This window comes from Dyella psychrodurans (assembly GCF_003363265.1).
In the GTDB taxonomy this organism is placed as follows: domain Bacteria; phylum Pseudomonadota; class Gammaproteobacteria; order Xanthomonadales; family Rhodanobacteraceae; genus Dyella_B; species Dyella_B psychrodurans.
The window spans coordinates 390239-416706 of record NZ_QRBF01000003.1 but is presented as its reverse complement, the minus strand read 5'-3'; the positions used below and the strand labels follow the sequence as shown (position 1 = coordinate 416706).

Here is a 26468-nt window from a genome sequence, read left to right as displayed (position 1 = left end):
CCCTATTTCCTTGCGCTGTTTCGACCGGCAAACGCTTCGCGCTTGCTGCGGGCAGCGCTGCGCCAAAAACCTTCGACTCGGCTTTTTTTATGCAAACGCAAACGCAAACTTCGATCGCGCGAAAACATCTTCCGGCATGCATGCTGTGGCTGGGAGCGCTGGCCTTTGGCGCTCCGGCCCAGGCGCAAGACACCTTGGCGGCGGCCGATGGAACCCGCGGCTCGCCACCCTCGCCGGCACAAGGCAAGAATGCTGAAGACACGAGCGAGGAGCGCTGGAACATTCACGCTCAGACCACGTATGTCTATCAATACAAGGAAGGCTTCAATGCGCCCTACACCGGCCCGCAAAGTCTGGCGACCACGCCCGAGTACAGCTATACGTGGACATTTACGACTTATATGGGGGCGCGCCTTTGGAAGGGCGGTGAGCTGTATTTCGATCCGGAAGTCGTGGTGGGACAGCCGCTCTCCCATCTTTACGGCCTTGCCAGCATCCAGAACGGCGAGATTCAGAAGAATGGCGGTACCCGTCCGCGCGGCTACTATGCGCGATGGTTTTTGCGGCAAACATTCGATCTTGGCGGCGACGCCATCCACGTCGAAGATGGTCCGAACCAACTGGCCGGCAACTACGATTCGCATCGCTTCGTGGTGACGCTCGGCAAGATCACCCTGACCGACATTTTCGAAAAGAACACTTACGCCAACGATCCGCGCACGCAGTTCCTCAACTGGGCCATGATCACCTATGGCGCGTGGGACTATGCCGCCGATGCGCGCGCTTACACCATCGGTGGCGCCGGGGAGTTCTACTGGGACAACTGGGTGGTTCGCATCGGCCGCTTCATGGAGCCCAAGGAGGCGAACGGCACCACCCTCGACCACAACATCTGGCGTTATCACGGCGACGAGATCGAAGTGGAGCACGATCACAAGATCGGCGACTTGCCGGGGTTGGTGCGCGTGCTGGGTTTTGCCAACCGCGCCTACGCGGGCAGCTATACGGATGCGATCGCCGCGGCAGCCGGCACGGGTGAAGTGCCCAACCTCAGCAACGTGCTCAAGACCTCGTCGAAAGTGGGATATGGCATCAGCTTCGAGCAGCGGCTCAGCAGCGACGTCGGCGTGTTCCTGCGCGCCAGCAGCGCCAACGATCGTGTCGAGGAATTTGCATTCACCGAAATCGACAACGATCTCTCGGGTGGCGTTTCCGTCAATGGCACGCGCTGGAACCGTCCGGACGATGTTTTCGGCATCGCTTTCTCCACCGCCGGCTTGAATCGCCAGCACCGCGAGTATCTTGCCGCCGGAGGACTGGGCGGTTTTCTAGGCGACGGCCAGCTTGCTCACTATGGCCGGGAAGAAGTGTTGGAGGCCTACTACAACTATCACCTTTTCAAGGGCGTCGAGTTGAGCCCCGATGGGCAGATGATCGTCAACCCCGGCTACAACGCGGATCGTCGAGGTCCCGTGTTTATCTATGGCATGCGCGTGCATCTGGAGATCTGACAACCGCACCCACCGGTCGACGCCATGCGTCGCCGGTGGGGTTTTCGGTGACAGAAGGCATTACCGCGGCTGGCGTTCTTCGCTCAAGGAATCTTTGCGATCCGAATGATGCGTAACGTCGCCGATATGTCCGAGTGCATTCAGCAGCGCATCGACGTCGTCGAGGGTCGTGTAATAACCCAAGCTGGCCCGGATGGTGCCGCCGAGGGGCAATGTCCCGATCGCCTGATGTGCCATCGGTGCGCAATGGAAACCGGCGCGCAGGGCGATGTCGTATCGGTCGAACAGCAGCTCTCCCACGGATTTGGGCTGCTTGCCGATCAGATTGAAAGACACGACCGGGGTCTTCCGTTCGACATGCGTGTGCCCGTAGACGATCACCTCGGGCAGCGCCTTCAATCCATCGAGAAGATGTTGGAGCAATCGCGTCTCGTGCTGTCGGATGGTCTCTATGCCAGTTTCCATCACCCATTCGGCGCCCGCCGCCATCGCATGGATCTGCGGCATGGGGATCGTTCCAACCTCGAACATATCCGGCACGACAAGACGGACGGCATGTTCGCCGGAGTCGCTGCCCGTGCCGCCTTCCATGAAGGTTTGAAGCGGCACGTTCTCGCTGACGTACAGGGCGCCGATGCCGGGCGGGCCATACAGCGACTTGTGTGCCGGCAGCGCGATCATGTCGGCGTTGAACCGTTGCGCATCGATGGGAAGTGCTCCCGCGGACTGCGCAGCGTCCAGCAGGTAGTACTTGCCGTACTGCCTGGCGAGACGGCCGATCGCTTCCACCGGCAGGATCGAGCCGATCACGTTGCTCGCGTGCATGGTCGCCACAAGCCGGATGTTGGGCTTGGTCCGCAGCAGTTGTTCGTAGGCGTCCAGCGAGAACGGCTCTTCGTCGGTATAGGGAACCACGTAGAACTCAAGCTGCTTTTCGCGCGCTACTTTGCGTACGGGGCGAGACAATGCGTGGTGCTCGAGAGCGCTGATCACGATGCCGTCGCCCGGTTGCCAGGGAAACGCCTGGATCGCAAGGTTGAGCGCTTGCGTGCAGCCGCCCGTGAAGACGATGCGCGATGCGTCGGGCACGTGAAGGAGCTCGGCCAGTGTCTGTCTCGCGGCGTCCAGCGCAGCGGCGCCGTGGCGCGATGTCTGCGACGTGCCTCGCTTCGCGCTGAGGAACTGACGAAAGCCCTGGTCCAGGGACTCGTAGACGATCTCCGGTTTCGGCCAGGACGTCGCGGCGTTGTCGAGGTAATGCATGGGGTGGCCTCAATGGATCGGCGGGGGACGCAGCAGAGCATGATCCCGGCTCATGCATATCGCCAATACAATTAGTGGAGCCTATGTATAGATTGGATATATACCGTTAGCGGATGGACGCAGGTACGTGAAGCGGCATTCGCCGTGTCACTGCGTGTCTAGGCTGGCGCGCAGGGTTTTTAGAAACGCCTCGCTGGTGGGTCCTACATGTGCGCTGGCGCGACGAATGACGCTCAGCGGCCGCTGAATCATCAGGCGCTTGATGGGAAGCACCTGCAACGTGCCTTCATCCAGTTCCTTCGCGATGCTGATGCGCGGCAACCAGGCAATGCCGCCGCCGTGCATGGCGGCCTGCTTCAAGGCTTCCGTATTGCCGAATTCCATCACGTTGCCCTGTTGCACGTCGTTGGCGTCCAGCATTTCGGCGATGAGTTCGCGTGTGCCGGAACCTTGTTCGCGCATCAGGAGCGGCCGGTCATTGAGGTCGGCCGCCAGAAGACGCTTCTTTTCCAGGAGTTCATGGTCAGCGGCCACCACCGGCACGAGCTCGTCTTTCTGGAATTGCTCGGCCACCAGTCCGCTGACATGCAACGGGCCTTCGATGAAGCCGAGCGCGAAACGCATGTCCGCGACGCCTTGGGAAATCTGCTCCGTATTGCCGACGAACATGGTGATGCGCACGCCAGGATTGGCTTGACGAAAGGTGGCCAGTCGCTGCGGAAGCACATAGGTGCCGTTCGTGTTGCTGGCGCCGATCGAGAGGTGGCCCATGCGCGCGTCGGCGATTTCGCGCATCGCGGCTTCGGCGGTGCGCGAGATGTCGAACAGGCGAGCCGCATATTCGCGCAGCACCTCGCCCGCATGCGTCATGCGCATGCCGCGCGGCATGCGTTCGAACAGCGTGACGCCCAGACGGGCCTCGAAATCCTTGAGCTCGCGGGAGAGGGCAGGCTGGGAGATGTACAGCCGTTCGGCGGCGGCCGAGATGCTGCCGGTTTCGGCGATGGCGTTGAAGACAGCCAGGTGATGCAGGTTCATATGCATTTTCTATATGAATGGCTTCGGCTAATTGTATTAGATCTATGAGTGCCGCGTGCTCACACTTTGCGTTGCCCGGAAGGCGCATTTCTTCGCCTTTCGCAGTTATCGCATTTGTAGAGGAGTTCATGCCATGCGTCGTCTTTCCCTTCTACTCGCCACGGCGAGTCTCATGATGTCCGTCGCGGCGGTTGCCGCCGACCAGCCTGCCGGTTTCTGGGCCACGCCCACGATTACCGGCTACGGCAAGATCCATTATCTGCCCAACGCCGCCTATAAGCCCGTTGCGGACCAGACCTACCGGATTGTGTTTTCACTGACCGAGGCCGCGAAATCGCCTCGCGATGTCAATGCCTCCCTGGATCGTGTGGCGCGTACCGTGAACCTCTATGTGGCCGCGGGCGTTCCCCTGGATCACTTGAAGTTTGTCGCGGTGGCTTCCGGCGGTGCGACACCGCTGGTGCTCAACGATGCGCAATATCGCGCTGCCTACGGGGTGCCCAATCCCAATCTGCCGCTGATCGAAAAGCTTCGCAGCGCCGGCGTGGATGTGGCGGTCTGCGGTCAGGCCGTGGCCGAACATCAGTTCGATTACGCATGGGTGGACCCGCACGTCACGCTGGCGCTGTCCGCGCTGACCACCGTGACGACGCTCGAGCACCAGGGTTACGACCTGCTGCAGCTGTAAGGCGCCGGTTTTCACAGCTCGCTATTTTTGCAAGGGGCGCCTTCGCGGCACCCCTCAGGAGAGACACATGCTTATCAAACCCAACATCGTCGCGGCCGCTTTGCTCTTCGCCGGTGCAGCCGGCATTGCGATGGCGCAGACCGCCAAGGCTCCCGAGTTGAGCCCGCCGTGGCAACACGGCGAAAACAACGATCAGGCCAGTCGCGGTTTTGAATTCACGGTACCGGACGCCGACAATCTGGCGGATTTCCACGGCAATCCGGACCACCCCGCGTTGTCGCTTTATGTCGGCGGCAACTACTTCTTCGCGATGGCGCCGCTGGTCAAGGCCTTCGAAGCGAAGTATCCCGAATACAAGGGACGTTTGTATTGGGAAACGATTCCGCCCGGGCTGCTGGTGAAGCAGATGAAGGCGGGCGGCACGGTGACGGTCGGCAACATGACCTGGACCGTCAAGCCGGACGTCTATCTCGCCGGGCTCAAAGCCGTGAAGAAGCAGATCGACACGGGCTTGCTGCAAGCACCCGCCGTGCCGTACGCCACCAATACGCTGACCATCATGGTGGCGGCCGGCAATCCCATGCAGATCGCGGGACTGTCGGATCTGAGCAAGCCGAGCCTCAAGCTGGCGATGCCCAATCCCGAGTTCGAAGGCATCGCGCGTCAGATCGAGGCGTCGTTGGAAAAGGCTGGCGGCAAGGCGCTCGAAACGCAGGTTTACGAAACAAAAGTGGGGCAGGGCTCGACGGAGCTGACGCATATCCATCATCGCCAGACGCCGTTGTGGATCATGCAGGGCCGTGCGGATGCGGGCGTGACGTGGCAATCCGAGGCGGTCTTCCAGGAACAAGCGGGTCATCCGATTACGCATGTCGACATTCCCGCGAGCCAGAACACCACCGCCATCTACGCCGGTGCGATCGTCAAAGGCACATCGCATGCCAAGGCAGCGCAGCGTTGGCTGGACTTCATCCGGTCGGAGCAGGGGCTGGCCATTTTTGAGCGTTATGGATTCAAACCCTACGACGCATCGCAACGTGGTTCGTAAAACGAACGCGACCACATGAACCAAGTATCAGGGTGATTCTTATGAACACGTCTCTCACCATCAAACAGAATGCCGGTTTTCAACAGGCGTGGCGCCTGGCAGCGATTGCACTTGTCGCCGTTCGATTCGTGCAAGGCTGGATCTACTGGGGCGGCGGTTCGCGTCGCTTCTTCTACGCGCCATCCAAATTGAACCCGCACGCTCCGCATTGGATGGCTTACAAGTTCCAGACCGCCATGCCGGGTGCCTTATTCGGCATGGATCATGTGGTGTCCTGGCTGCTGCAGCACTTCGTGTGGCTCTACACGGGTGTCATCGTATTCAGCGCGGCGGAGTTGATCGTCGGGCTGATGCTGATCACAGGCACGCTGACGCGGCTGGCGGCGGCGTTCTCGATCGGCCTCGCCTTCACCTTGATGTTGCTGTTCGGATGGCAAGGCGCCACGTGCATCGACGAGTGGACCATGGCGGCCTGCAACTTCGCCATGGGCATCACGCTGGTTCTCGCCGGCGGCGGTGCGTGGTCCGTCGACAGCTGGCTGGCACGCACGCGGCCGCACATCGCCAACGCACGTTGGTTCCAGTGGCTGGGCGGTACGTCGCCGCTGCCGGTCAGCGACAAGAACTTTGGAAAATTGAGCGGCGTCCTGCTGGCCGTCACGGTGATCTTCATCGTCGGAACGTACAGCTACTTCCGCGGTTCCGTGGTCACGCCATTCCATGGCGGTCCGGTGAGTCCCACCGCGCATCACTGGTCGCTCAGCGAAGGGCAATTGACGCAACAGGGTGCCGTGACCTTCAAGGCCTATGTCGACGCAGGTACGCCGGAAGCACCGTCCGATGTGGTGCGCGCCACGCTTTCGGGCAACAACGGTGTCGTGGAAAAAACATGGACGGCTGAGCAGCTGGCGAAACTGCCGAAGCAGGCCTTCCACAACGACTACGACTACCAAAAGATCCACACGGGGCCGTTCGGCCTGGTAGGTCCGATCGGCTCCATGGCCACCGTGACCTTGCCGGCGGATGCGGACGCGGCAACGTTGGCACCGGGACGCTACACGCTGCAGTTGACCTCGGTGAACGGTCGCTCGTGGACGCTTCCGCTCACGCTGCCATGAAACACTTTCGCTGGAACGCGGCCGCCATGATCGTGTTGATCATGGCGGCTTGCGCTGCGCCCTTCCTGTCATTCCACCATGCACATCGTGTGCAGGCATGGCATCGGCTTGCGATCACCGGACTCGACGGCAAGCCGCTTTCACCGTTGGCATGGAATGGGCGCTTCGTGCTGATCAACTTTTGGTCGACCGACTGTGAAGCATGCCTGGCTGAGATGCCCGCACTCGAAAATGCCTATATGCGTTACGGCGCCTCAGGATTGAGCGTCGTAGGCGTGGCCTTGTCGAACGACGATCCGAACCGCGTAGCCGCCGCAGCGGCCATGTCGCATGTCACCTATCCACAGGCATGGGACGCGTCGGGGCAATTGAACGAGGCGTTCGGCGGAATCGCCGTCGTGCCGACAACCCTGCTCGTCGACAACGATGGAGACATCGTATTCCGCCAGGAAGGTGCCTTGAACGAAAGCGAGTTGGCTTCGCTCGCTGAAGCATACGGGCTTTGCGCAACCGGTAAGTCATCGTCAATAAACCCATGACGTGTCACTGCGGCGAGAGAGCCATCGGGCTCATCACGCGACGGCAATGACACGCGATTGTTTCAACGTTTTTTTCGGAGGTTTTTCGTGATCATGAAAGTTCTGCTTCCTGCCGTGGCGCTGCTTGCGGCATCCCTGTCGGCACACGCTGCCGAAACGCTGCACGTCTACGGACCAGGCGGTCCTGCCCCGGCCATGCAAGAGGCCGCGGCGGCATTCGGTAAACAGCACGGTATCGACGTGCAAGTCACCGCGGGTCCAACCCCCAAATGGGCCGGCGACATGCAACGCGATGGCGACGTTGTGTACAGCGGCTCCGAAGCGATGATGAGCGACTTCCTGACTGCGTTTAACGATCAGCTGCTTCCCGAAACCGTTCGTCCTTTGTATCTGCGGCCTGCCGGCATTCTGGTGAGGCCCGGTAATCCCAGGCACATCGGAGGTTTCCGCGATCTCTTGCACGGAACCACCAAGGTGATGGTGGTGAATGGCGCGGGGCAGGTCGGCATGTGGGAAGACATTGCGGGACGCGACGGCGACATCTCGACCTTGTCGAATTTCCGGTCGCACATTGCCGTCTACGCCCGCAACAGCGCCGAAGCGGTCAAGGCATGGAAGGCGGATCCTTCCATCGATGCCTGGATCATCTTTCCGATATGGTCCGTCTCGCATCCCGGCCTGGCGCAAGTGGTACCGCTCGAATCGCGCTATCGCGTGTATCGGGATAGCGGCGTGGTGCTCACGAAGCGTGGCGATAAGGATCCGCAGGCACAGGCATTCGTTGCCTTCCTGGCGAGCGATGCGGGCAAGAAGATCTTCGAAAAGTACGGCTGGACAACGACCGCCGCGCCTTAAATCGCCGGTCGTTTCGCAAGAAGCAAACCCAAACCCATCAAAACGCCGGATGCCCGACGCGATGCAGGTTGAATCCGCACCGCGTTGGGCATTCCTATTTGGGTTTTTCTCGTAATCAAGAGATGCGCGACGCAGTGCTGGCAGGCGCGGTCTCGTCCTCGTTGCCTGAAGCGTTCCGGCGAGCCTCGGTACACCCTTCTTTCTTTATCGGCGCAATCGCTAAGCGTCAGGAAGACTGCGCGCCGAGCTATATCAGAAATCTATGCAACCGCTACAAACATTGCATTTTTCATCATGCATCGCCCACAACATAATCGTTTTGCGCCAAAGGAAACGACGTGAATTCGTCGAACTTTGCATTCGCTTTCAAAACACGCAGCACATTGTTTATAAGGAGTTGAATCATGAAGGTCCCATCTTTCCCGATCGTCAAAAAAGCCAGTCTTCTTCTGTCTGTCCCGGCGGTGTTGTTGCTCGCCGGTTGCCAGGGCACGCTGCACAATCGTTGGGTCAACGAGGCGGATTCGTATGATCGCTGGTCGCCGCAGATGGCCGACATGCCCATCGACGTGCACGGGACGATTCCGGGCACGACACACGCCGACACGGTGGCGCGCGTTCCGCAGGGAACGACTGCGACGCGGTACGCCGCCAAGAATCCGCAGGCCCTGGGCCTTGAGTCGCTTCCGCGCGTCGTGCTGTACGTCGGCGGCGATCGCATGCCCACCAACGCCAGCTATTGCAGTGCGGCTCCCGTCCTGAAGACCGCCGATAACGATCGCGGCGACGTGATGGTGGCATCGGCGCTGTGCGATGGGCCGCGTCTTGTCGTGAGGTCGCGGCGCGAGGTCAAGGCCGACGATTTGTCCTCCGTGCAGATTGCCTCGACGCTGAACTCGGTGAAGTCCCGCTTGCTGTTCGGCCTGACCATAAGCCCTGCTCAAACGCCCGATGAGGAGTATTGAGGTGCATGAGCGTCGAGAGTGGCGCGAAAGCTTATGTCTTTCGCGCCACTCCCGATGGCCGGGGTTGACCTTCCCATCATGGCAAGGCGCACGCTTGGCAAACACGGCACACGCCGGATTTCAGAGAGTTCGCCATGCAATTTGCGGTTGAAAAGATGACCTGTGGCCACTGCGTACGCGCCATCACTGGCGCATTACAGCGTCTTGACCCTCACGCCCGAGTTTCTGTTGATTTGAGTCAAGGCACGGTCGAGGCGCACGGCGATTTTTCCCCGGCCGATGCCGTGACCGCCATGGCAGCCGAAGGCTATCCCGCCACCGAGCAGCTCTAGGCCGCATGCAGCGAACACTGATGCTTGACCTTCCCATCATGGAAGGCCTCACGCTATAACCTGTCTTCCCAGAGTTGCTTCAGATGAATTCGCACGCGGCTGCACTGCCTTCCTCACAGACATCGACGTTCCACTTCGGCATCCAGGGCATGAGCTGCGCCTCGTGTGTCGGGCGCGTCGAGCGTGCGTTGAAAGCAGTGGAGGGGACGATTCAGGCCACGGTGAATCTGGCGACCGAACAGGCGGCGGTGGAGACCGCTCGCGCCGACGCATTGCCCGCACTGCGCGCCGCGGTCGCCGCCGCCGGTTACCAGGTGGCCTCCGATGCCGTCACGCTGCGCATCGAGGGCATGACGTGCGCGTCGTGCGTCGGTCGCGTGGAACGGGCGTTGAATGCCGTTCCGGAGGTGGCCGACGTCAGCGTCAATCTCGCGACGGAACAGGCCAGCGTCGCGATGTTGGCGGGTACCGACGTGGCGACCTTGATGAACGCCGTGGTCAAGGCCGGCTACCACGCAAGCAGGGTCGATGCCGATGCCACATCCGCGCAGCAAGGTGCGGTTTCTTCCGGCAGCGCGAAGGAACGGCGTCATCTCCTCTGGAGTGTGGCGCTATCGCTTCCCTTGATCGCGCCGATGCTGGCGATGCCTTTGGGCATGCATATCGCCTTGCCGGGATGGCTGGAATGGCTGTTGGCCACGCCGGTGCAGTTCTGGCTGGGTGCGCGATTCTACAAAGCCGCTTACCAAGCTGTGCGAGCGCGTACCGGCAACATGGATCTCCTGGTGGCGCTGGGCACAACGGCCGGCTACGGTTTGAGCGTCTACCTGCTCCTCGCCAACGGGTTCGATCACGGTCACGCGCCGCTTTACTTCGAATCATCGGCGGTATTGATCACGCTGATCCTGCTGGGCAAATGGCTGGAGGCACGCGCCAAGCGCCAGACCACGGAAGCCATCCGTGCTTTGCAGGCATTGCGACCGGAGCGCGCACGCCGGCGCAAAGACGGCGAGGAAACGTGGGTTCCCTTGTCGCGGATCGTGGTCGGCGACATCGTGGTCATCCTGCCGGGCGAGCGCACTCCCGTGGATGGCGCGGTGCTGGAAGGGACGTCGCAGGTGGATGAATCCCTCATCACCGGAGAAAGCATGCCGGTGGACAAGCAGCCCGGCGATGCCGCGATCGGTGGCGCCATCAACGGCGAAGGCCGGTTGGTGTTGCGCACGACTGCCGTGGGTGCGCAGAGCCGTCTCGCGCAGATCATTCGCGCGGTCGAGGATGCGCAGGCCAAGAAAGCGCCGATTCAACGTATCGTCGATCGTGTCAGTCAAGTTTTCGTGCCGGTGGTGGTTGGCCTTGCGCTGTTGACGCTGGTGGCATGGGGTTTCAGCACCGGCGACTGGAGCCGGGCGATCCTCAACACCGTCGCCGTCCTGGTCATCGCTTGCCCGTGCGCGCTTGGCCTGGCGACGCCCACGGCGATCATGGCCGGCACGGGTGTGGCTGCGCGGGCGGGCATCCTGATCAAGGATGCCGAAGTGCTGGAGATAGCGCGTACCGTCACCACGGTTGCGTTCGACAAGACAGGAACATTGACCGAAGGACGCCCGCAGTTGGTTCGCCATTACGCCGCTGACGCGAATGACGCCACCTTGCTGGATGATGCAGCGAGCCTGCAGACCGGCAGCGAACATCCGCTGGCCGCCGCCGTTTTGAAAGTGGCGAAGGAAGCGCAACGCACCGTCGTGGCGCCGACCGATGTCGCGGCCGTGGCGGGACGCGGTGTGCGGGGTCATGTGGATGCGCGCGAACTCTTCCTGGGCAGCGAGCGCTGGATGCTCGAACTCGGTGCGGATCGCCGCCAGCTGGATGCGCTTGCGCAACGACTCGACGCGGAAGCACAAACGACGTCATGGCTGGCCGAACGCACGCCGAACGGTATCGCGGTTCGTGGCGTGCTGGTGTTCCGCGATCGATCCCGCACGACAGCGCGCACGGCCGTCGCGCGATTGCACGCATTGGGCTTGCGCACGGTGATGATCTCCGGTGACCGTCGCCAGGCCGCGGAGGCCATCGCCCGCGACATCGGCATCGACACCGTCATAGCCGATACCCTGCCCGAACAAAAAGCGGCTGCCATCGAGACGTTGTCGCGCGACGGCGCTCGCGTCGCCATGGTGGGCGACGGCATCAACGATGCGCCTGCGCTTGCTGCCGCCGCCGTGGGTTTTGCGATGGGATCGGGAACCGACGTGGCGATGGAGACGGCAGGCGTGACGCTGATGCGCAGCGACCCCAACCTCGTCGCCGACGCCATCGATATCTCGCGGCGCACCACGCGCAAGATTCGCCAGAATCTCTTTTGGGCGTTTGTATACAATTCGGTGGGCATCCCCTTGGCAGCCCTCGGTCTGCTCAATCCGATGATCGCGGGCGCCGCGATGGCTTTATCGAGCGTGAGCGTGGTGAGCAATACCTTGTTGCTGCGCCGCTGGCATCCCGCATCGTTGGCGGATTGAAGGAGTACGCATGCCTCGCAACCATCCTCGACCCGAATACGCGCAGGCGATTGCACAGGGGCTTCGTGCCATCGGCGAGACCGCCGAAGCGACGGGCGTCACGCCAAAAATGATTCGCCACTACGAATCGATCGGCTTGATGCACGCGGCCGATCGCACGTTCGCGGGCTATCGCCTTTACAACGACAACGACCTGCATCGGCTGCGCTTCATCAAGCGAGCCCGCACGCTGGGTTTTTCGATCAAGGAAATCGAGCAACTGCTGAATCTGTGGGACGACCGGCATCGCGCAAGCAGCGATGTGAAGCAGCTTGCCCTTCAGCATGCGCGCGAACTCGAGCAAAAAATCCGCGAGATGCAGGCGATGCGCTCCACACTCGTCGATCTGGCCGCCCATTGCCACGGCGACGAATTTCCCGAGTGCCCCATCCTCGACGACCTTGCCGGCGATACACCGAAAGCCAAGTAATCCGTGCCACGCTGCGAGCATGCGGCTAAAGAGAAGGCCCCTTGCGCGGCCTTCCGTGTCAACAGCGACAATTACTTCGAAGCCTTCTCCACGCTCTTCGCGGCTTGTTCGATCAGCGACGCGACAACCTTCGGATTCGACACGTAGATCGCGTGGCTGCCCTTGGTGTTCATCACCGTCGCATTCGCGCGCTTCGCCATGGCCCGTTGCGCTTCCACCGGAATCATGTGGTCGCCGTCGACGACGAGATAGAACGTCGGCTTGGATTTCCACGCCGGCGTGCTGATCGTGCCGCCGAGGGCGGCCACGTTCCACGGCACTTGGGAGTCCGCCATGAATTGCGCCTTCTTCGGCGGCAGGTCGCCGGCGAACGACGCCGCGAACTTGGCGTTATCCAGCATCAACCATCCATCCTGGGGAGGGAGGATCGGCGGCACCGGAGCACCCGGCGGCGAGTTCTTGATCAAGGCTTGCACCGACTCCCCGGCATCGGGGGCGAATGCCGTGATGTAGACGAGCGCCTTTACGTTGTCGGCGTTACCGGCTTCCGTGATGACGGCACCGCCGTAGGAGTGACCCACCAGCACGACCGGACCGGCCTGCGTTGCGAGCACGCGCTTGGTAAACGCCACGTCGTCCGCCAGCGAGCTGGTCGGGTTCTGCACGATGCTCACCTGGTAGCCATCGTGCTTGAGGATGTCGTAGACGCTTTGCCAGCCCGAGCCGTCGACGAATCCGCCGTGGACCAGTACGACCGAAGGACGAGCATCGACGGCGTGAGCCCCACCATTCGCCAACATCGCGCCGCCCACCATGCCGGCGATCAGAAATTTACTTAGATTCATACGTGAAGCTCCTACAGCGCGGTGAAGGTACATGCGTCCAACGGCGCTGTTGCGCTGGCCGCATGTGGCCCATGGAGGTGCCAGTGACTCCATGCAAACGTCCTCTGTCCTGCGCATTGCCTGATCTCGAGGCGATCAGTCGAACTCCCATGGCACAAAGTTTTCTCCCGGGCGATGCGCATTTCTTGCCTGATAGAGGCAGACCGTTTGTTGAATTCGGGCAAGCGCGATCCCGCCGCTCCGGCCCGGAGCGCCTCGATGCTGTGCCTGCAAAGGCATCGGGCTGCGTGACGCGGGTGTGGCGCAACGAGGCGCGTTGCCAAAGCGCGCGCCTCGCGAGATCTGCTGTTCGAGAGCTAGCTTGCGGGTCGATGCGCTCGTCGGGCATCGGTCAAATATCCGATGTCTGCATCCGATGAAGTCCCCATAGACTTTTCAGTTCCATGCCGCGGGTATATAAACTTCTGAATGAGCACCCTCTCCGAAGTGCCTCTCCTCGATGCGATTCGAGCGATCGCCTTTGTGGGCGACCTGGCCATGGGTCAACCGACCGATCATTCGTGGCGTACGGCATGGATCGCCAGCCGGCTCGCACGAGAGATGGACGAGGGTGAAGACCTGCGCACGGAGGCGTTCCTCGTCGCCTTGCTGCGATGGTCGGGATGCACGGCGAACGCCCACGAGTTTACGCAAGCCTTCGGCGACGACGTTGCCGAGCGCAAAGCGCTTCTAGCCATCGAGTCCGCCGAGAGCGCTTTCAAGTCGCACGGCAAGGCATTTTTCTCGCTGTCCCGGATTCACTGCGAAATTGCCGGAGATGTCGCGGCGCTTCTGGGGCTAGGCGAGGCCGTGCAGTTTGCGTTACGGCATCTCTTCGAGAGCTTCGATGGATACGGCGCGCCGGAGGGTCTTTCGGGAAACGCCGTTCCGCCTTCCGTCTATCTGGCATCCATCGCCAGCGATCTCGAAATTTCCAGCCGCCTGTACGGCCTCGATCGAGCCTGCGAGCTGGTGCGTAAGCGAGCCGATATTCAATATCCCCGCCACATGGTCCAGTTGGCCATTGTGCACGCATCGTCATGGTTCCTGGAACTGGAACGCGTGAAAATGACGGACGATGTCGATGGCGTCCGCGCAACGGGATTCGAGCGAACCGCTCCGCTGGAAATCCTGGCGGATGTCATCGATCTCAAGATGCCCTGGATGACGGGGCATTCCAGACTTGCCGCGACGTTCGCACGAAGCGCCGCCAAGCAGCTTGGATTGGATAAGCGCACGCAGGATCGGCTGTATCGCGCCGGGCTTATTCACGGCATCGGCAGAGCGGCGGTGCCAAACATGATTTGGGATGTGCCTCGCGCTCTATCCGAATCCGCTTGGGAGCGCGTGCGCCTGGTGCCTTACTGGACCGGTCGGGCCGGCCGGCTGCTTCGCTCTCTTGAAGGCGACGTCGAGCTCGCGTCCCTTGCGTATGAACGGTCGGACGGATCGGGTTATTACCGGGGATTGGTCGCGGGCGAGATTCCGCTCGAGGCGCGAATATTGGCTGCGGCGATCGCAAAAGCAGCACTTTCACGGCCTCGACCCTGGCGCGTCGCCTTGCCCGCCGACGAAGTGCGGGAGTTCCTGTACGAAGAGTCGCGAAAGGGGCATTTGGATGACGTCGCCGTCGGCGCACTGTTTCCTCCGAGCGCGCAGCGGCCATCGTTGCAGCCGCATGTTGCGGCCACAGCGGCCAGCCTTCTTACGGAGCGTGAAAAAGAGGTTCTGCGTTGCATCAGCCTGGGCGCCAGCAACAAGGCCGTCGCACTGAAGCTGTCCATCAGTCCCAGTACCGTTCGAACCCACGTCGAAAGCGTCTTCAGAAAGCTCGGTTGCACGACCCGTGCGGCCGCTACGTTGAAAGCGGCGCAGCTTGGTCTTCTCGATCCGATGGAGTGTCAGTAGTTTCCGCCGCAAACAGGCGTGCGCTGCGGCTGCGCCATGCGCCCGGGCTTATGCCGACTTTTTCCTTGAACACGCGCGAGAAGTGGCTCTGATCGGCGAAGCCGCTTTGCAGCGCGACGTCCGCCAACGATCGGGCATCGTCTTCCATCAGATCCATGGCGAGGTTGATGCGAAGGGACAGAAACCACTGATAGGGCGTCAATCCGGTATTGCGTTTGAATCCGCGCACGAGACCGCTGGGCGAGATGTGGCAAGCCTGCGCCAGATGCGCAACAGACACACCCTCTTGCACGTGGCTCGCCATAAGATCCTTCGCGCGGCGTTCCTGCCAGGTTGTCAATCCGCGAATGGATACGCTTGCAGGGACTGCGGCGCCGCTGAAGCGTCCGATCAAGTGGCTTCTCAAGCTCATCAGAATGTAGTCGACGAAAGGTTGCTGCAGCCGGGAAAAATTGCGCAGGGCAGGAAGAAGGCATTGACCGAGACCGTGGATGATCGGGTCGGAGAACGACTGCCCCCAAGGACACTGCAATACGTCGAAACCGGTGTTTCCGTGGCGATCGGCCATATCCTTCAGAAGCCGGCGCGGTATGTAAAAGATCAACAGGTGCAGAGGTCCGCTGGCGCGAACGACAATCTCGTCGGCAAGATAAACAATGCGAACCGCGCCTGCCTCCATGGATTCATGGCCGACGCTGCGACCGGCAACCAGCACGTCGAAGCTGCGCAGCTGCGCCATCTGGAGAATCACCAGATAGGCGTCTTCCCGAGTGATCGGCTGGAAGAGTCCAAAGGGCGCATCTTCGTTCTGAATCTCGGTGACCGTGCTCACTTGCGCGCCCATGGCGCAACTCACCAGCGTGGGCGGGTTGCGGACCCGGGACAACTGCCCGAAGCATTCACCAAAAGCTTCCTTGAGCATGATGTAAGCCTCCTGTTGCAGGATGGCGCCGTCGACCAAGAGGCGTGGCGCCATGTGACCATCAGCGCTTGCTATGGCTTCGCGTTACCGCTTGGTGAGTTCAAAGCTGCGACGACCGAAAAGACGGGCATCGAACGAGTAAGCGCCCGGTCCCAAGAGAATCAGGGCGATGGCCTGCAGCCCTTCGCAGACATCGGCCATCGACGTCGAGCCTCTATCGAGTCCCGCAATCGCGATCGAAACAAGCAGCGCCAGACTCGCCGCGGAAGTGACGAGCCCCAAGGCGATGGCCGGGATGAGCACGGCGGTTGCGATCCACTGCCATGCGGACGGCTGAGGCCCCAGGTCCGCAAACCATCGAAGGATAATCGACATGCGCAGAAGCACCAGACCAACACCCGGCAGGCCTTGTGGAAAGATCGAATAGAGGCGTTGCATGTCGCGATGTTATGCAGGTGCGGACCGCGGATGCGATCCGCAGTAGCAGGATCTCCATATCCCCCGATCGGGGGTATGCTGATGACAACGAGATGCTGGATAAGGCGCATCTCCTCAAGCCGTAGAGGAAGGACTCGATGGTGCGCTCGGGAAAACCTCTATGTCGATCTGTCTGGAAGCGCCTCGCAGTCGGGGCCCTCGCATTTTTGTGCGCCATGGCGTTGCATGCGCAGGAAATCGACCGTGCGCTCCGTAGCGCGGATAGCCCGCTCGATCGCCCGCTGGCCGAGTTGCGTCACATCAACATCGCTCAAAACGATACGACACATGGCAGCTTCACAGCCATCGCCCAGTCTCCCGATGGCTTTCTGTGGTTGGGAAGTTCGACGGGCTTGCTGCGCTTCGACGGTGTTCGCTTCGACGATACATACGCCAACCGCCTTCCCCATCTGAGCATCAACTCTCTCTACGCCGACGTGAATGGCGATGTCTGGGTTGGATACACCACGGGTGGCCTGAGCCGGATCCGCGGCAACGACATCGTCAACTATCAGGGCGGTGCAGATGTGCCCCAAGGGACGCTCTACACCGTTCTTCGAGGCCCGGATGCGCATCTATGGGCCGCCAGTACGACGGGCGTTGCGCGTTTGGTCGATGACCGATGGACGAAAGTCGGCGAAGACCTCGGCTTCGATGAGGATCATCCCCAATCGATGCAGATGATCGACGGCGAATTGTGGATTGTCGGCAATAGGGGTGCCTGGTACCTCAAGCCGGGTGCGACCAAATTCGGTGTGATGGATGCCGGCGAGCACATCGATGCGGAATGGCGCAGAACAGGAACGCCTGCAAGGCTCTACAACCAGGAGCACGATGGTGCCGCGCTCGTCGATTCCTCAGGCGCACTATGGATCAGTGAGCCGACGGGCGTTGAACGAGATCGTTGGATAACGGATGGAGATGGGCATCCGCAGCGTATCGTGGAGACCTTTTCCAGCGTCGATGGGTTATCGAGCAATAGCGTCGAGGATATCTTCGAGGATCGCGAGGAAAGCGTCTGGGTCATTACCCGGCACGGATTGGATCAGTTTCGCGCCACGAACCTGAGGCCCATGTCGTTGCCCGGGAACGTGCAAATTCCGTTCGTCGTTCCCGATCGTGGCGAGCAGGTGTGGATTCCCAATATCTGGCAATCCCCGTTTCGGGTGACGGGAACCACCGCGAGCCTCTATCCGGAAATTCCCAGCGGCATCACGGTCGCCGCGCGCGATAAGCGGGGCGCGGTATGGATGGCCGGGCAATACGGCGTGTTCAAGTATGAAAACGGCGACGTGAGCAAGATCGAATGGCCGCCGGAGTTGCAGCATGCGGGCGCATATATCCAGGCCATCGCCGTGGATAAGCAGGGAGTGCTTTGGGTCAGCGTAACCGTGCATGGGCTATATCGATTCGTCGACGGTTCCTGGAGCAAGGTCGACACCGCCGCTTACGGGAAAGGCAGCCCCATTCGTTTGCTTAGCGATGTCCTTGATCGTTTGTGGCTGGTCTATCCGGACGATTCGTTGTTCGTCATGGATCAAGGCAAGACCAGACACTACGGCGCCAGCGACGGCCTAAAGACGGACGAGCTGCTGGCCATCGAGGTCACCCCATCGCATGTATGGGTGGGAGGCGAACGCGGTCTGTTCCTTCAGCAGGGAGATCGCTTTGTTCAAATAAAAGGAAAAAATGGCGAAATCTTCCGCGTGATAACCGGCATCGCCGAAGGGAGCAACGGCGACCTTTGGCTCAATGGTCTGGACGGCGCCTACCGCATCGAGGCGAAAGAGCTGGCTCGCGCGCAGGCCGATCCATCTTACGAAGTGCATTTCCGGTTCTTCGGCCAGGACGACGGTCGTATCGGCATGGCCGATCGCATCCGGCCGCTGCCGACCCTCGCGAAGGGTGACGATGGCAGGCTGTGGTTCAGCACTTCAACCGCGGCTTCGTGGCTATCTCCCGGAAAGATCCTTCGCGCCGCGATGGCGCCGACCGTCGTGATCGATGCGATTTCAGACGGTGAGGCTCGTTACTCGGCTTCCGGCGACATCCGGCTGCGACCGCTCACCCGGCGCGTGGAAATCGAATACACGGCGCCGTCGTTGGCGAATCCAAAGCGTATTCACTTTCGATATCGACTCGACGGTGTCGACAACGAATGGCAGGACGCCGGCGATCGCCGCAGCGCCTATTACACGAATCTAGGTCCGGGCCATTACCGATTTCATGTTGAGGCGATCAACGAGGATGGTGTCCCCAGCGACGGCGACGGCAGCTTCGCGTTCGCTATCGGCGCCGCCTGGTATCAAACCAAGGTCTTCAAGCTATTGTGCGCCGTGTCGATCCTGGCGCTGCTGGCAGCCCTGCATGGGCTGCGCATGCGGCAGGAACGAGCCCGGATTCGCATGAGCATGCAAGCGCGCAACGATGAGCGCGATCGTATCGCGCGTGATTTGCACGACACGGTGCTGCAAAGCGTGCAGGGCCTGGTGATGCGCTTCCAATCCGTAGCCGATCGAATACCCGAGGATCAGCATGTCCGTATCGCCCTGGAAGGTGCGCTTGATCGTGCGGACAAGGTGGTTGCGGAAGCCCGGGGGCGCGTTCTCGATCTGCGATCCAAGGCGCTGGGAGACCTTCGCGAAGCGCTTGAGCAGACCGGCAGGGAACTTACTTCCGGTCAATCCATGCGTTTCAAGATGTTGATTGAAGGCAGGCCGCGAGAGTTGGTGACGCAGGTGTACTGGGAAGTGTTGGCGATCGCCAAGGAGGCCATGTTCAACGCTTTCCAGCATTCCAATGGAACGCTGCTTGAGGCAGAGATCGCTTATTTGAGCAGCGCACTTCGCGTACGATTGCGCGACGATGGCGTGGGCCTTTCGGAAACGATGCTCCAAGAAGGGCGCCCCAATCATTGGGGCATCAGCGGCATGCGCGAGCGGGCCGGCAAGGTCTCCGCGAAGTTTCGCATCTGGTCGCGGGAAGGCGAGGGATGCGAAATCGAGATCCTGGTGCCGGCGGGCATCGCTTACGTGGCCCAGGTGGGCGGCTTTCAGCGAATGCTGGGTCGCATGCTTCAATGGGCGAGGAGTTGACTGGCATGCGCATCTTGATGGTCGACGATCATCCTCTGCTGCGTGAAGGCATCGCAGCCGTTATCGCGGCGCAGGACGACATGTCCATCGTGGCGGAAGCGTCCAGCGGGCCCGAAGCCATCGACATGTTCCGCAAGTGCCGCCCCGACATCACGTTGATGGATCTTCAGATGCCGGGCATGAACGGCGAGGAAGCCATACGAAACATCGTGAGCGAGTTTCCCAAGGCCCGCATCATCGTCCTGACCAACTACAGCGGCGACGCGCAGGTCATCAGGGCGATGAAAATGGGTGCGTCGGCCTACCTTCTGAAGAACATGCTGCGAGCCGACCTGCTGGACACCATACGCAAAGTCCACGAGGGCAAGCATTACCTGCCCAGCGAAGTTGCCGGAATTATCGCGGCGCACATGATGGACGATGCACTGAGCGGCAGGGAGATGGACGTGCTGAGACTCGTGGCGCAGGGATGCTCGAACAAGGAAGTCGGCAATCGCATGCACATCAGCGAAGAGACGGCCAAGTCGCACGTAAGCAGCATTCTGTCGAAGTTGGGCGCGCGCGATCGCACGCAGGCCGTCGTCATCGCGGCTCGTCGCGGCATCATCGATATCTTGAATGGCGCTCCATGACGAGAGTCAAAGAGGCATTGCAAAATTAAAAGACGGAGGGCACCGCGTGGCCCTCCGTCTGCTTGCCGACGCTTCAGAAGTTCTCGCGCACCAGCTCCAGCACATCCGCACCGCGTCCCTGCAAGATCGCGCGAGCCGAATAGAGTGCCATGCCGACCACGGGTTTGAGCTCGACGAAAGGCGGCTTGACCAATTCCAGCGGGTTCACCGTGACGTTGAGAAGTGCGGGACCCGGCTGAGACAGCCATTCCTGCACGGCTTCCTCGATCTCCGATGCGTAGCAAACCGACTTGCCCCATAGGCCGATGGCCTCGGCCACCTTGCCGAAGTCCGGATTCTTCAGGCGCGTGAAGGTGTCGAGCATGCCTTCCGATTTTTGCTCGAGTTCCACAAAGCCGAGTTTGCTGTTATCGAACACGACGATCTTGATCGGCAGATCTTCCTGGATGACGGTGAGCAGTTCGCCAAGCAGCATGGCGATGCCGCCGTCGCCGCACATGGCGATCACCTGGCGATGAGGCGCTGCCTTCTTCAAACCCAAGGCGCTGGATAGTGCGGTTGCCATGGTGCCATGCAGAAGGCTCCCGAAGATCTGGCGCTTGCCGTTTGCGGTGATGTGGCGGATCGCCCATACGATGGGCGTGCCGTCGTCGCCGCAGACCAGCGCATCCTCGTCGGCGTACTTGTCGATGACGGAGGTGAGGTAGGAACCCGGAATGGTGTCGTCGTGCCCGGGAACCAGGTGGCTCTTCCACGTTGAAATGGCCTTGGCGTAGCGTTCGACGTATTCCTGCTGGAACGACGCATCGTCGTTCTGCTTCAGATGCGGCATCAGTGCGCGCAAGGTGGGCTTGATATCGCCCACTGCGCCGAAGGCGATGTGATGACGTCGGCCGAGGTGGGTAGGATTGATGTCGATCTGAACGATGTTCGCGTCGTCGGGGTAGAACTGGCGCCACGCGAAATCCGCACCCAACAACAGCAGCGTGTCGCAGTTGAGCACGGCTTTGTAGCCGGCCTCGGTACCCAGAAAACCGGTCATGCCGATGTTGTAGGGATTGTCGTGCTCCAGAAAGCTCTTGGCGCGGGAAGTGTGCGCGACAGGCGCCTTCAACAACTCGGCCACGGCCTTGATTTCCTCCAGGGCGTGTTCGCAGCCGGAGCCTGCATAGATGGTGATGTTCTTGCCAGCGTTGAGGATCTTGGCGATTTCGCCGATCTCCTCCTCGTTCGGAACGATCACGGGTTTGCTGACGTGAACCCGATAGGGGAAGTCCTCGTGCACTTCGCCATGAGAGATGTCCACGGGCACGATCAGCACCGCAACGCCCTGTTTCGCCAAAGCGGCCTGGCAGGCCATCACGGCCTTCTTCCGCGCCTGATCGGGCGTGAGGATCATGTCGCAAAACACGGAGCATTCCTTGAAGACGGTTTTGAAATCGACCTCCTGGATAGCCTCGAATCCCAAATCGTTCATCATCACCTGGCTGGCGATGAGCACGATGGGTGCGCGGTTGCGATTGGCCTCGTACAACCCGTTGATGAAGTGCAGGCTGCCCGGTCCGCAGCTGCCGGCACAGGCCGTCAGGTTGCTGGTGAGCAGCGCCTCGGCACCGGCGGCGAAAGCACCGGCTTCCTCGTGCCGCATATGCACCCAGTCGATGGAGCTGCGCTCCAGATGTTCCGCGAACAGATTGAGCGTATCGCCCACGATGCCGTAGCAGCGCTTCACGCCCGCCTGTTCGAGAACTTCAACGAGGATTTCGGCAACTTTCTTGCTCATGACTTGCTCCGCATGATGAAGGGATGGGGGAGGCCGTTGAACGGCCGGCAGGGCTAGTGGACGGACGGCTGGTGGCCGATGGCCAGGTCCAAGGCTGCACGCGCAATGCCCACGCTCGCGTCGGCATCTTCCTGGCCGGCCTCCGCCTGGGCGAGCGTGGCTTCGTCGTTCGTCAGATCCGTGATGCTGGTGAGTCCGCGCCGATACGAATCGAGCGCGGCTTGATAGGCAAGTTCGGAAGCATGCGTGTAGGCAAGCGCCTGGTTGCGATTGTCCAGGCTCGTCTTCAAATTGCTGTACGCCTGTACCACCTGCTTGGCCGCCGTATCCTTTGCCTCGGCCAATGCATCTTCGGCGGCTGTCTTTTCGGAGACGGCCAGCGACACGTTGGTGGCGCGCGCGCCGCCGTCGAACAGCGGCCAATCGAACGACACGAACAGCGCATTGCCGGTGCGATCGATGGAGGAATAGGGACCGCCGTCGTTGCTGATCCTGCCGATGTTCTGCAGCACTTGCGCCGAAAGGCTGACCGTCGGGCGGTAAGCCGCGCGCGCCGTGTCGATCTTGGCGTCGGATGCCGCCACCTTGTCCATCGCCGCCACCACGTCCGGGCGGGATTGCAGCGCTTCGTCGATCAATTCCCGTAGCGGTGCGACGGTTTCCGTAGCCGATGTATCGGCGGAAGGCGCGATCTGAAAATGCGTTTCAGGCGGCAATCCTATCGTGGCGATCAGCGACGCGAAGGCGGTATCCGCGGTGCCGTTGGCCTTGGTCAGTGCCAGTTGCATCGCCGCCGTCCCGCGCTGCGCTTCGGCAAGTTCCACCACGGTAGCGCGCCCGTGTTTCTTCTGGTCGGCGACGGCTTCTTCGGTCAGCTTGGCTGCCTTCAACGCTTTTTCGGCGGCGCGTACCTGTCCCTGCGCGGAAGTCGCTTCGAAATAGGCTTCCGACACGTCGAACACGAGCTTTTCCTGTGCGCCAAGCAAACCCGACTGGGCCGCGGAAGCATTGTGCCGGGCCTCCTCGACCTGTCCCTTGCGGCGGCCGAAGTCGAACAGCAGCCATTTCAATTGCAGCGTTGGAAAAATTTCCTGGGTGGACGAAACAAAATAGCCTTTGGGCGAGACATTGGTGGGAATCGCCAGCGGCGTGCGCTGAACACCGCCCAGTGCGGTGAGATCGAGTTGCGGGGAGTACTGGGTCTTGGCAAGTTTGACGGCCAGATCGGCTTGCACGACTTCCTGTTCGACTTCCCGCGTCTTGGGATCGATGTCCAGCGCGATCGTCAGGAGTTCCGGCAGCGCGTATACGCGATCCTCGATCACCGGCGCGTCATTGCTTTTGGCGACGATGCGATCGTTGGACGGCGTGTTGGCCCACGAAGCCGATTGCGCACTCGCCACGCCGCCATGTGCAAGCAATGCCATCGCGAGCACGAGCGGAAAGCCGGCAGCCCGAGGCGATTCAGATCGCGCGCGATGCATGATCGATCTCCTCGTTGAGGCGTTTCCGGGCCTGGTCGAGCAGTGTGGCCGGCGCCTGGCTTGCACTTTCATTCCATGCATCGGGGCGTATCCCTTTTGAAAGCGCCATCAGGCGCTGCGATGCGAACCGGTCTGCCTCGTCCGGAGAAGGCGAGCCGGCGTCTTCCTTGAGGCGGCGCAGCACGAGGACGGCCGAGGCGAGCTGTTCGACGTGGCGACCTTCGAGAACAGGAACGTCGGCCTGGCCTTCCCGCGAAAGAAGCCGCCGCTCGAATAGCGCACGCGTATTCAGCGTGTTGGCTTCGGAGATTTTCGTGCAGACCTCCGACTTCGCCGACATGGCGGAAGGCGTGTCCTTGGCAACGAGCAGGTCGCCCAGTTGTCCGAGCGCCGAGGCCCATTTGTCGCGCACCTGGTCCAGCGTGCTGACCGGCCAAAGCGTGGTGAAGAAAATCGTGATCCAGATATTGCCGACGAAAATGCCGACCACGCGATCGCGCAGCACGGTGAGATCATCCGCGGGGCCGTAGCCCTGCAACACTCCCAGGAAGAAGGCGAACGCTATTTGCATGCCGCCGTAGGCGATCGCCTCGCTGCTGGTGGAAATCCAGGCGCAGAACGCCGACACCACGGCGACAAGCAGGCAAAGCTCGCCGATATCGGTGAGCGAGGGAAGAACGAAGACGATGCAAAGCCCCGCGATGAGGCCGCCGATGATGGCGCCGGACAATCGCAGTGTCAGCTTGTGGACGCTCTCTCCCACCGTGGTCAACGAGACGAAGAAGCAGGTCGTGACCGCGGTGCGTGTGCCGGGCCAATCGAGCAGCGTGTACGTCGCATAGGAGGCCATGACCGCGCACATCACCTTGAACGCAAAGCGGGCATGCGAGCGGTTCTTGGACGCTGCCGCCTTACCCGGCGATGGCGCGGGATACGAGGGCGTGTTCGGTGCGGCAGCGGGGGCCTTGCCCGATGCTTGTTCAAGCAATTCATCGACGGCGCTGTGCAGAGCCGCTTGCGACGGATCCTCGATACGGGGAGCCGGTGCACTGTCATCCGTCGCCGCGTCGCTAACCACGCCACGACGTTGCAGAAAAAGGCGCCGACTCTGCCGGAGCGCGGAAGCCAGGAACCGTCTTGAGGCAGGCGGAACACCCGCTGGGAGGCATCGTGCGATCTGCAACACTTCCAGCATGAGCGCGAACAGGCGATTGTCTTCCTGCGCAAAGGCCTTGAGCCGCTTGTCCCACATGAATGCCTTGTTCTTGAGTTGGCTGAGCGACAACAGCTGATCGCGCAATTGCGAAGGATCGGCGGAATAGGGGTTTTCGATATACCCGGCGACCTTGTCCATGATCTGCGACGCGTGCTTCTGCGAGAGTGCCACGGGACTTTCGCCGGCCAGCAGGTTGACCAGTACCGTCACGCCAATCGGTGCCGCAACGACCACCCACAGCCACAACACCATATGGGTCACGAACTCCGTGGTCGGCACATCGTCCAGCAGCGTCTGCGACAAAACGAGAATGAACCCGGCAAGAAACGCAATCGGACCCAACTTGCTGGTTCGCGCAAGAAACGTTCCGGCCAGCGTGCTGATCGCCAGCAGCGGAAGTCTCAGCGCAGGCTCGGAGGCATCGAAGACGTAGAGCAGCAACGACACCGCGACCGCCAGGGTGGCCGCCACAAAGCCGCCGACGGCAGTGATCAAGGTGGAAGCGGCATCTTCCTGGCTGACCAGAAAAACGAGGTATGCCATGTAGGCTGGCAACGGAATCTGAAACAGCATCGCGATGGCAACCACCAACGCCGTGCACCCGCTGATGCGGATGATCGTGCGAACACGGGTATCGTTGAGCGCCAGTTCGCGCTGCAACAGCCCCGTCAGGCCATGCCGCGCCTGAAGTTCAATCGGCGCGTGCATGTTGCACCCGAACGGAAGCGGTGGCGCCGATGCGCAGGAACGGCTGCGAGGGTTGATCCAGATGCACCCACACAGGGAAACGCTGTGCCACGACTACCCAGTTGAGGTTTCGATCCACCTCCGGCAGTCCGGGCCCGGCGAGACCTTCGGGTGCGACGCCCGCGCCGAGGCTTTCCACCACGCCATGCAGCGGCTGATTTTCGTGTCCCATGACCCAGACCGTTGCGGGATCGCCGGTGTGCAGTCCGCGCAGATCGGTTTCGCGAAAGTTGGCGACGACGTACCAGCTGTTGTCGTCGATCAGCGTAAAGAGCGGATGCCCGGAGACCGCGAACGATCCCAGGGCGAGATTGAAGCCGACCACCTTGCCATCCACCGACGCGCGGATGACGGTTTCGCGAAGATCGCGCGCCGCCAGCGCCTCTGACGCGAGCGCTCCGGCCAGTTGCGCCTTCAAGCTTTCCACGTCGCCAATGGCTTCCTTCGCCTGGGCTGCCTGCTGAATCGCAGCCGCCAACTGCGCGCCCGCCGTGCGTTCATTCGTGCGCGCCTCGTCGATCTGCTGAGTGGTGACAAAGCCCTTGGGCAACAGCGGCTCCATGCGCGCGAGCGTGTCGTGAGCCAGTGCCAGCTGTTGCCGCGCGCGGTCGACTTCACGGGCCGCGGCTTCCGCGCCGGAACCCTGCGCATTCACTTGCCGGCCGGTGAGGTCGATGTCCGCCTGCAAGGCGGCAACTTGCGCACTGGCTTGGCGCAACTTCAGCTCGAACGGCTCCGGATCGATTTGCAGCAGCACGTCGCCTTTGTGCACGAACTGGTCGTTGCGAATGTGGATCGCCACGATCCGGCCGCTGACTTCCGGCGTGATGCCTGCGCTGTAGGCGAAGACATAGGCGTCGTGCGTCCGTGGCCGTTTGTCCACGACGATCATCGCCATGACGATGAGCGCCAACGCCGAGGCGATGGAGACGATGGCGACGAGTCGGGCCAGCGCGGTTTTAGCGGGCATGGACG

Annotated in this window: 22 protein-coding genes; 13 read left to right on the top strand and 9 right to left on the bottom strand. The window is 61.4% G+C overall.

Going from position 1 to position 26468, the window contains the following annotated elements; translation table 11 throughout:
• Nucleotides 1-89 precede the first annotated feature (89 nt).
• Nucleotides 90-1511: a carbohydrate porin gene (locus DWU99_RS10995; RefSeq protein ID WP_115478060.1), complete on the top strand. Its 1422-nt coding sequence runs from the start codon at nt 90-92 to the stop codon at nt 1509-1511.
• Nucleotides 1512-1571: 60 nt separating this feature from the next.
• Here the strand turns inward: DWU99_RS10995 and DWU99_RS10990 are convergent, their stop codons facing one another.
• Nucleotides 1572-2774, bottom strand: a complete 1203-nt coding sequence (locus tag DWU99_RS10990) for an aminotransferase class V-fold PLP-dependent enzyme (RefSeq protein ID WP_115478059.1) — start codon at nt 2772-2774, stop codon at nt 1572-1574.
• A gap of 147 nt (nt 2775-2921) precedes the next feature.
• On the bottom strand, nt 2922-3812 hold the full coding sequence (locus tag DWU99_RS10985) for a LysR family transcriptional regulator (protein ID WP_115478058.1): 891 nt from the start codon (nt 3810-3812) through the stop codon (nt 2922-2924).
• Between the two features lie 133 nt (nt 3813-3945).
• Here DWU99_RS10985 and DWU99_RS10980 point away from each other — a divergent pair, with 133 nt between their 5' ends.
• The 9 genes from DWU99_RS10980 (at nt 3946) to cueR (ending at nt 12345) form a co-directional block, all read left to right on the top strand.
• On the top strand, nt 3946-4500 hold the full coding sequence (locus DWU99_RS10980) for a DsrE family protein (protein ID WP_115478057.1): 555 nt from the start codon (nt 3946-3948) through the stop codon (nt 4498-4500).
• Nucleotides 4501-4567: 67 nt separating this feature from the next.
• Nucleotides 4568-5548, top strand: coding sequence for a substrate-binding domain-containing protein (locus tag DWU99_RS10975; RefSeq protein ID WP_115478056.1), 981 nt, complete (start codon nt 4568-4570; stop codon nt 5546-5548).
• A 41-nt stretch (nt 5549-5589) separates the two neighbouring features.
• A complete protein-coding gene (locus DWU99_RS10970; protein ID WP_115478055.1) occupies nt 5590-6666 on the top strand; it encodes a TQO small subunit DoxD in 1077 nt (358 codons plus the stop codon).
• A gap of 26 nt (nt 6667-6692) precedes the next feature.
• Nucleotides 6693-7205, top strand: coding sequence for a TlpA disulfide reductase family protein (locus DWU99_RS10965; RefSeq protein WP_158543273.1), 513 nt, complete (start codon nt 6693-6695; stop codon nt 7203-7205).
• A 93-nt stretch (nt 7206-7298) separates the two neighbouring features.
• A complete protein-coding gene (locus DWU99_RS10960) occupies nt 7299-8060 on the top strand; it encodes a substrate-binding domain-containing protein (protein ID WP_115478197.1) in 762 nt (253 codons plus the stop codon).
• Between the two features lie 404 nt (nt 8061-8464).
• Nucleotides 8465-9025 carry a hypothetical protein gene (locus DWU99_RS10955; protein ID WP_115478053.1) on the top strand — a complete coding sequence of 187 codons (561 nt, stop codon included), beginning with the start codon at nt 8465-8467 and terminating at the stop codon, nt 9023-9025.
• 134 nt (nt 9026-9159) lie between these two features.
• Entirely contained in the window at nt 9160-9357 is a 198-nt protein-coding gene (locus tag DWU99_RS10950) for a heavy-metal-associated domain-containing protein (RefSeq protein WP_115478052.1), read from the top strand.
• Nucleotides 9358-9440: 83 nt separating this feature from the next.
• Entirely contained in the window at nt 9441-11876 is a 2436-nt protein-coding gene (locus DWU99_RS10945; protein ID WP_115478051.1) for a heavy metal translocating P-type ATPase, read from the top strand.
• Between the two features lie 10 nt (nt 11877-11886).
• Nucleotides 11887-12345: a Cu(I)-responsive transcriptional regulator gene (gene cueR / locus DWU99_RS10940; protein ID WP_115478050.1), complete on the top strand. Its 459-nt coding sequence runs from the start codon at nt 11887-11889 to the stop codon at nt 12343-12345.
• A 71-nt stretch (nt 12346-12416) separates the two neighbouring features.
• Here cueR and DWU99_RS10935 read toward each other — a convergent pair whose 3' ends face one another.
• Nucleotides 12417-13190, bottom strand: a complete 774-nt coding sequence (locus DWU99_RS10935; RefSeq protein WP_115478049.1) for an alpha/beta fold hydrolase — start codon at nt 13188-13190, stop codon at nt 12417-12419.
• A gap of 468 nt (nt 13191-13658) precedes the next feature.
• On the opposite strand from DWU99_RS10935, the gene DWU99_RS10930 reads away from it, so the two are divergent.
• Nucleotides 13659-15137, top strand: a complete 1479-nt coding sequence (locus tag DWU99_RS10930) for an HD domain-containing phosphohydrolase (RefSeq protein WP_115478048.1) — start codon at nt 13659-13661, stop codon at nt 15135-15137.
• On the opposite strand, the gene DWU99_RS10925 is transcribed toward DWU99_RS10930, so the two are convergent.
• Both DWU99_RS10925 and DWU99_RS10920 read right to left on the bottom strand, forming a co-directional pair.
• Nucleotides 15085-16113, bottom strand: coding sequence for a helix-turn-helix domain-containing protein (locus tag DWU99_RS10925; RefSeq protein WP_115478047.1), 1029 nt, complete (start codon nt 16111-16113; stop codon nt 15085-15087). The two genes, DWU99_RS10930 and DWU99_RS10925, sit on opposite strands and share 53 nt — an antisense overlap.
• A gap of 30 nt (nt 16114-16143) precedes the next feature.
• Complete coding sequence (locus tag DWU99_RS10920; protein ID WP_115478046.1) at nt 16144-16497, bottom strand: hypothetical protein; 354 nt, start codon at nt 16495-16497, stop codon at nt 16144-16146.
• Between the two features lie 215 nt (nt 16498-16712).
• On the opposite strand from DWU99_RS10920, the gene DWU99_RS10915 reads away from it, so the two are divergent.
• Both DWU99_RS10915 and DWU99_RS10910 read left to right on the top strand, forming a co-directional pair.
• Nucleotides 16713-19631, top strand: a complete 2919-nt coding sequence (locus DWU99_RS10915; protein ID WP_158543272.1) for a sensor histidine kinase — start codon at nt 16713-16715, stop codon at nt 19629-19631.
• Nucleotides 19616-20263 carry a response regulator gene (locus DWU99_RS10910; protein WP_115478044.1) on the top strand — a complete coding sequence of 216 codons (648 nt, stop codon included), beginning with the start codon at nt 19616-19618 and terminating at the stop codon, nt 20261-20263. Before DWU99_RS10915 ends, DWU99_RS10910 begins: the two co-directional genes overlap by 16 nt.
• Before the next feature lie 73 nt (nt 20264-20336).
• Here the strand turns inward: DWU99_RS10910 and DWU99_RS10905 are convergent, their stop codons facing one another.
• Genes DWU99_RS10905 through DWU99_RS10885 form a run of 4 tightly spaced genes read right to left on the bottom strand, consistent with a single transcriptional unit; the run spans nt 20337 to nt 26463 of the window.
• Nucleotides 20337-22046, bottom strand: a complete 1710-nt coding sequence (locus DWU99_RS10905) for a thiamine pyrophosphate-dependent enzyme (RefSeq protein WP_115478043.1) — start codon at nt 22044-22046, stop codon at nt 20337-20339.
• Between the two features lie 53 nt (nt 22047-22099).
• Nucleotides 22100-23530 carry a TolC family protein gene (locus tag DWU99_RS20795; RefSeq protein WP_158543271.1) on the bottom strand — a complete coding sequence of 477 codons (1431 nt, stop codon included), beginning with the start codon at nt 23528-23530 and terminating at the stop codon, nt 22100-22102.
• Nucleotides 23511-25454 carry an FUSC family protein gene (locus DWU99_RS10890; protein ID WP_115478041.1) on the bottom strand — a complete coding sequence of 648 codons (1944 nt, stop codon included), beginning with the start codon at nt 25452-25454 and terminating at the stop codon, nt 23511-23513. Before DWU99_RS10890 ends, DWU99_RS20795 begins: the two co-directional genes overlap by 20 nt.
• Entirely contained in the window at nt 25438-26463 is a 1026-nt protein-coding gene (locus DWU99_RS10885) for an HlyD family efflux transporter periplasmic adaptor subunit (RefSeq protein ID WP_115478040.1), read from the bottom strand. Before DWU99_RS10885 ends, DWU99_RS10890 begins: the two co-directional genes overlap by 17 nt.
• Between the last annotated feature and the right edge of the window lie 5 nt (nt 26464-26468).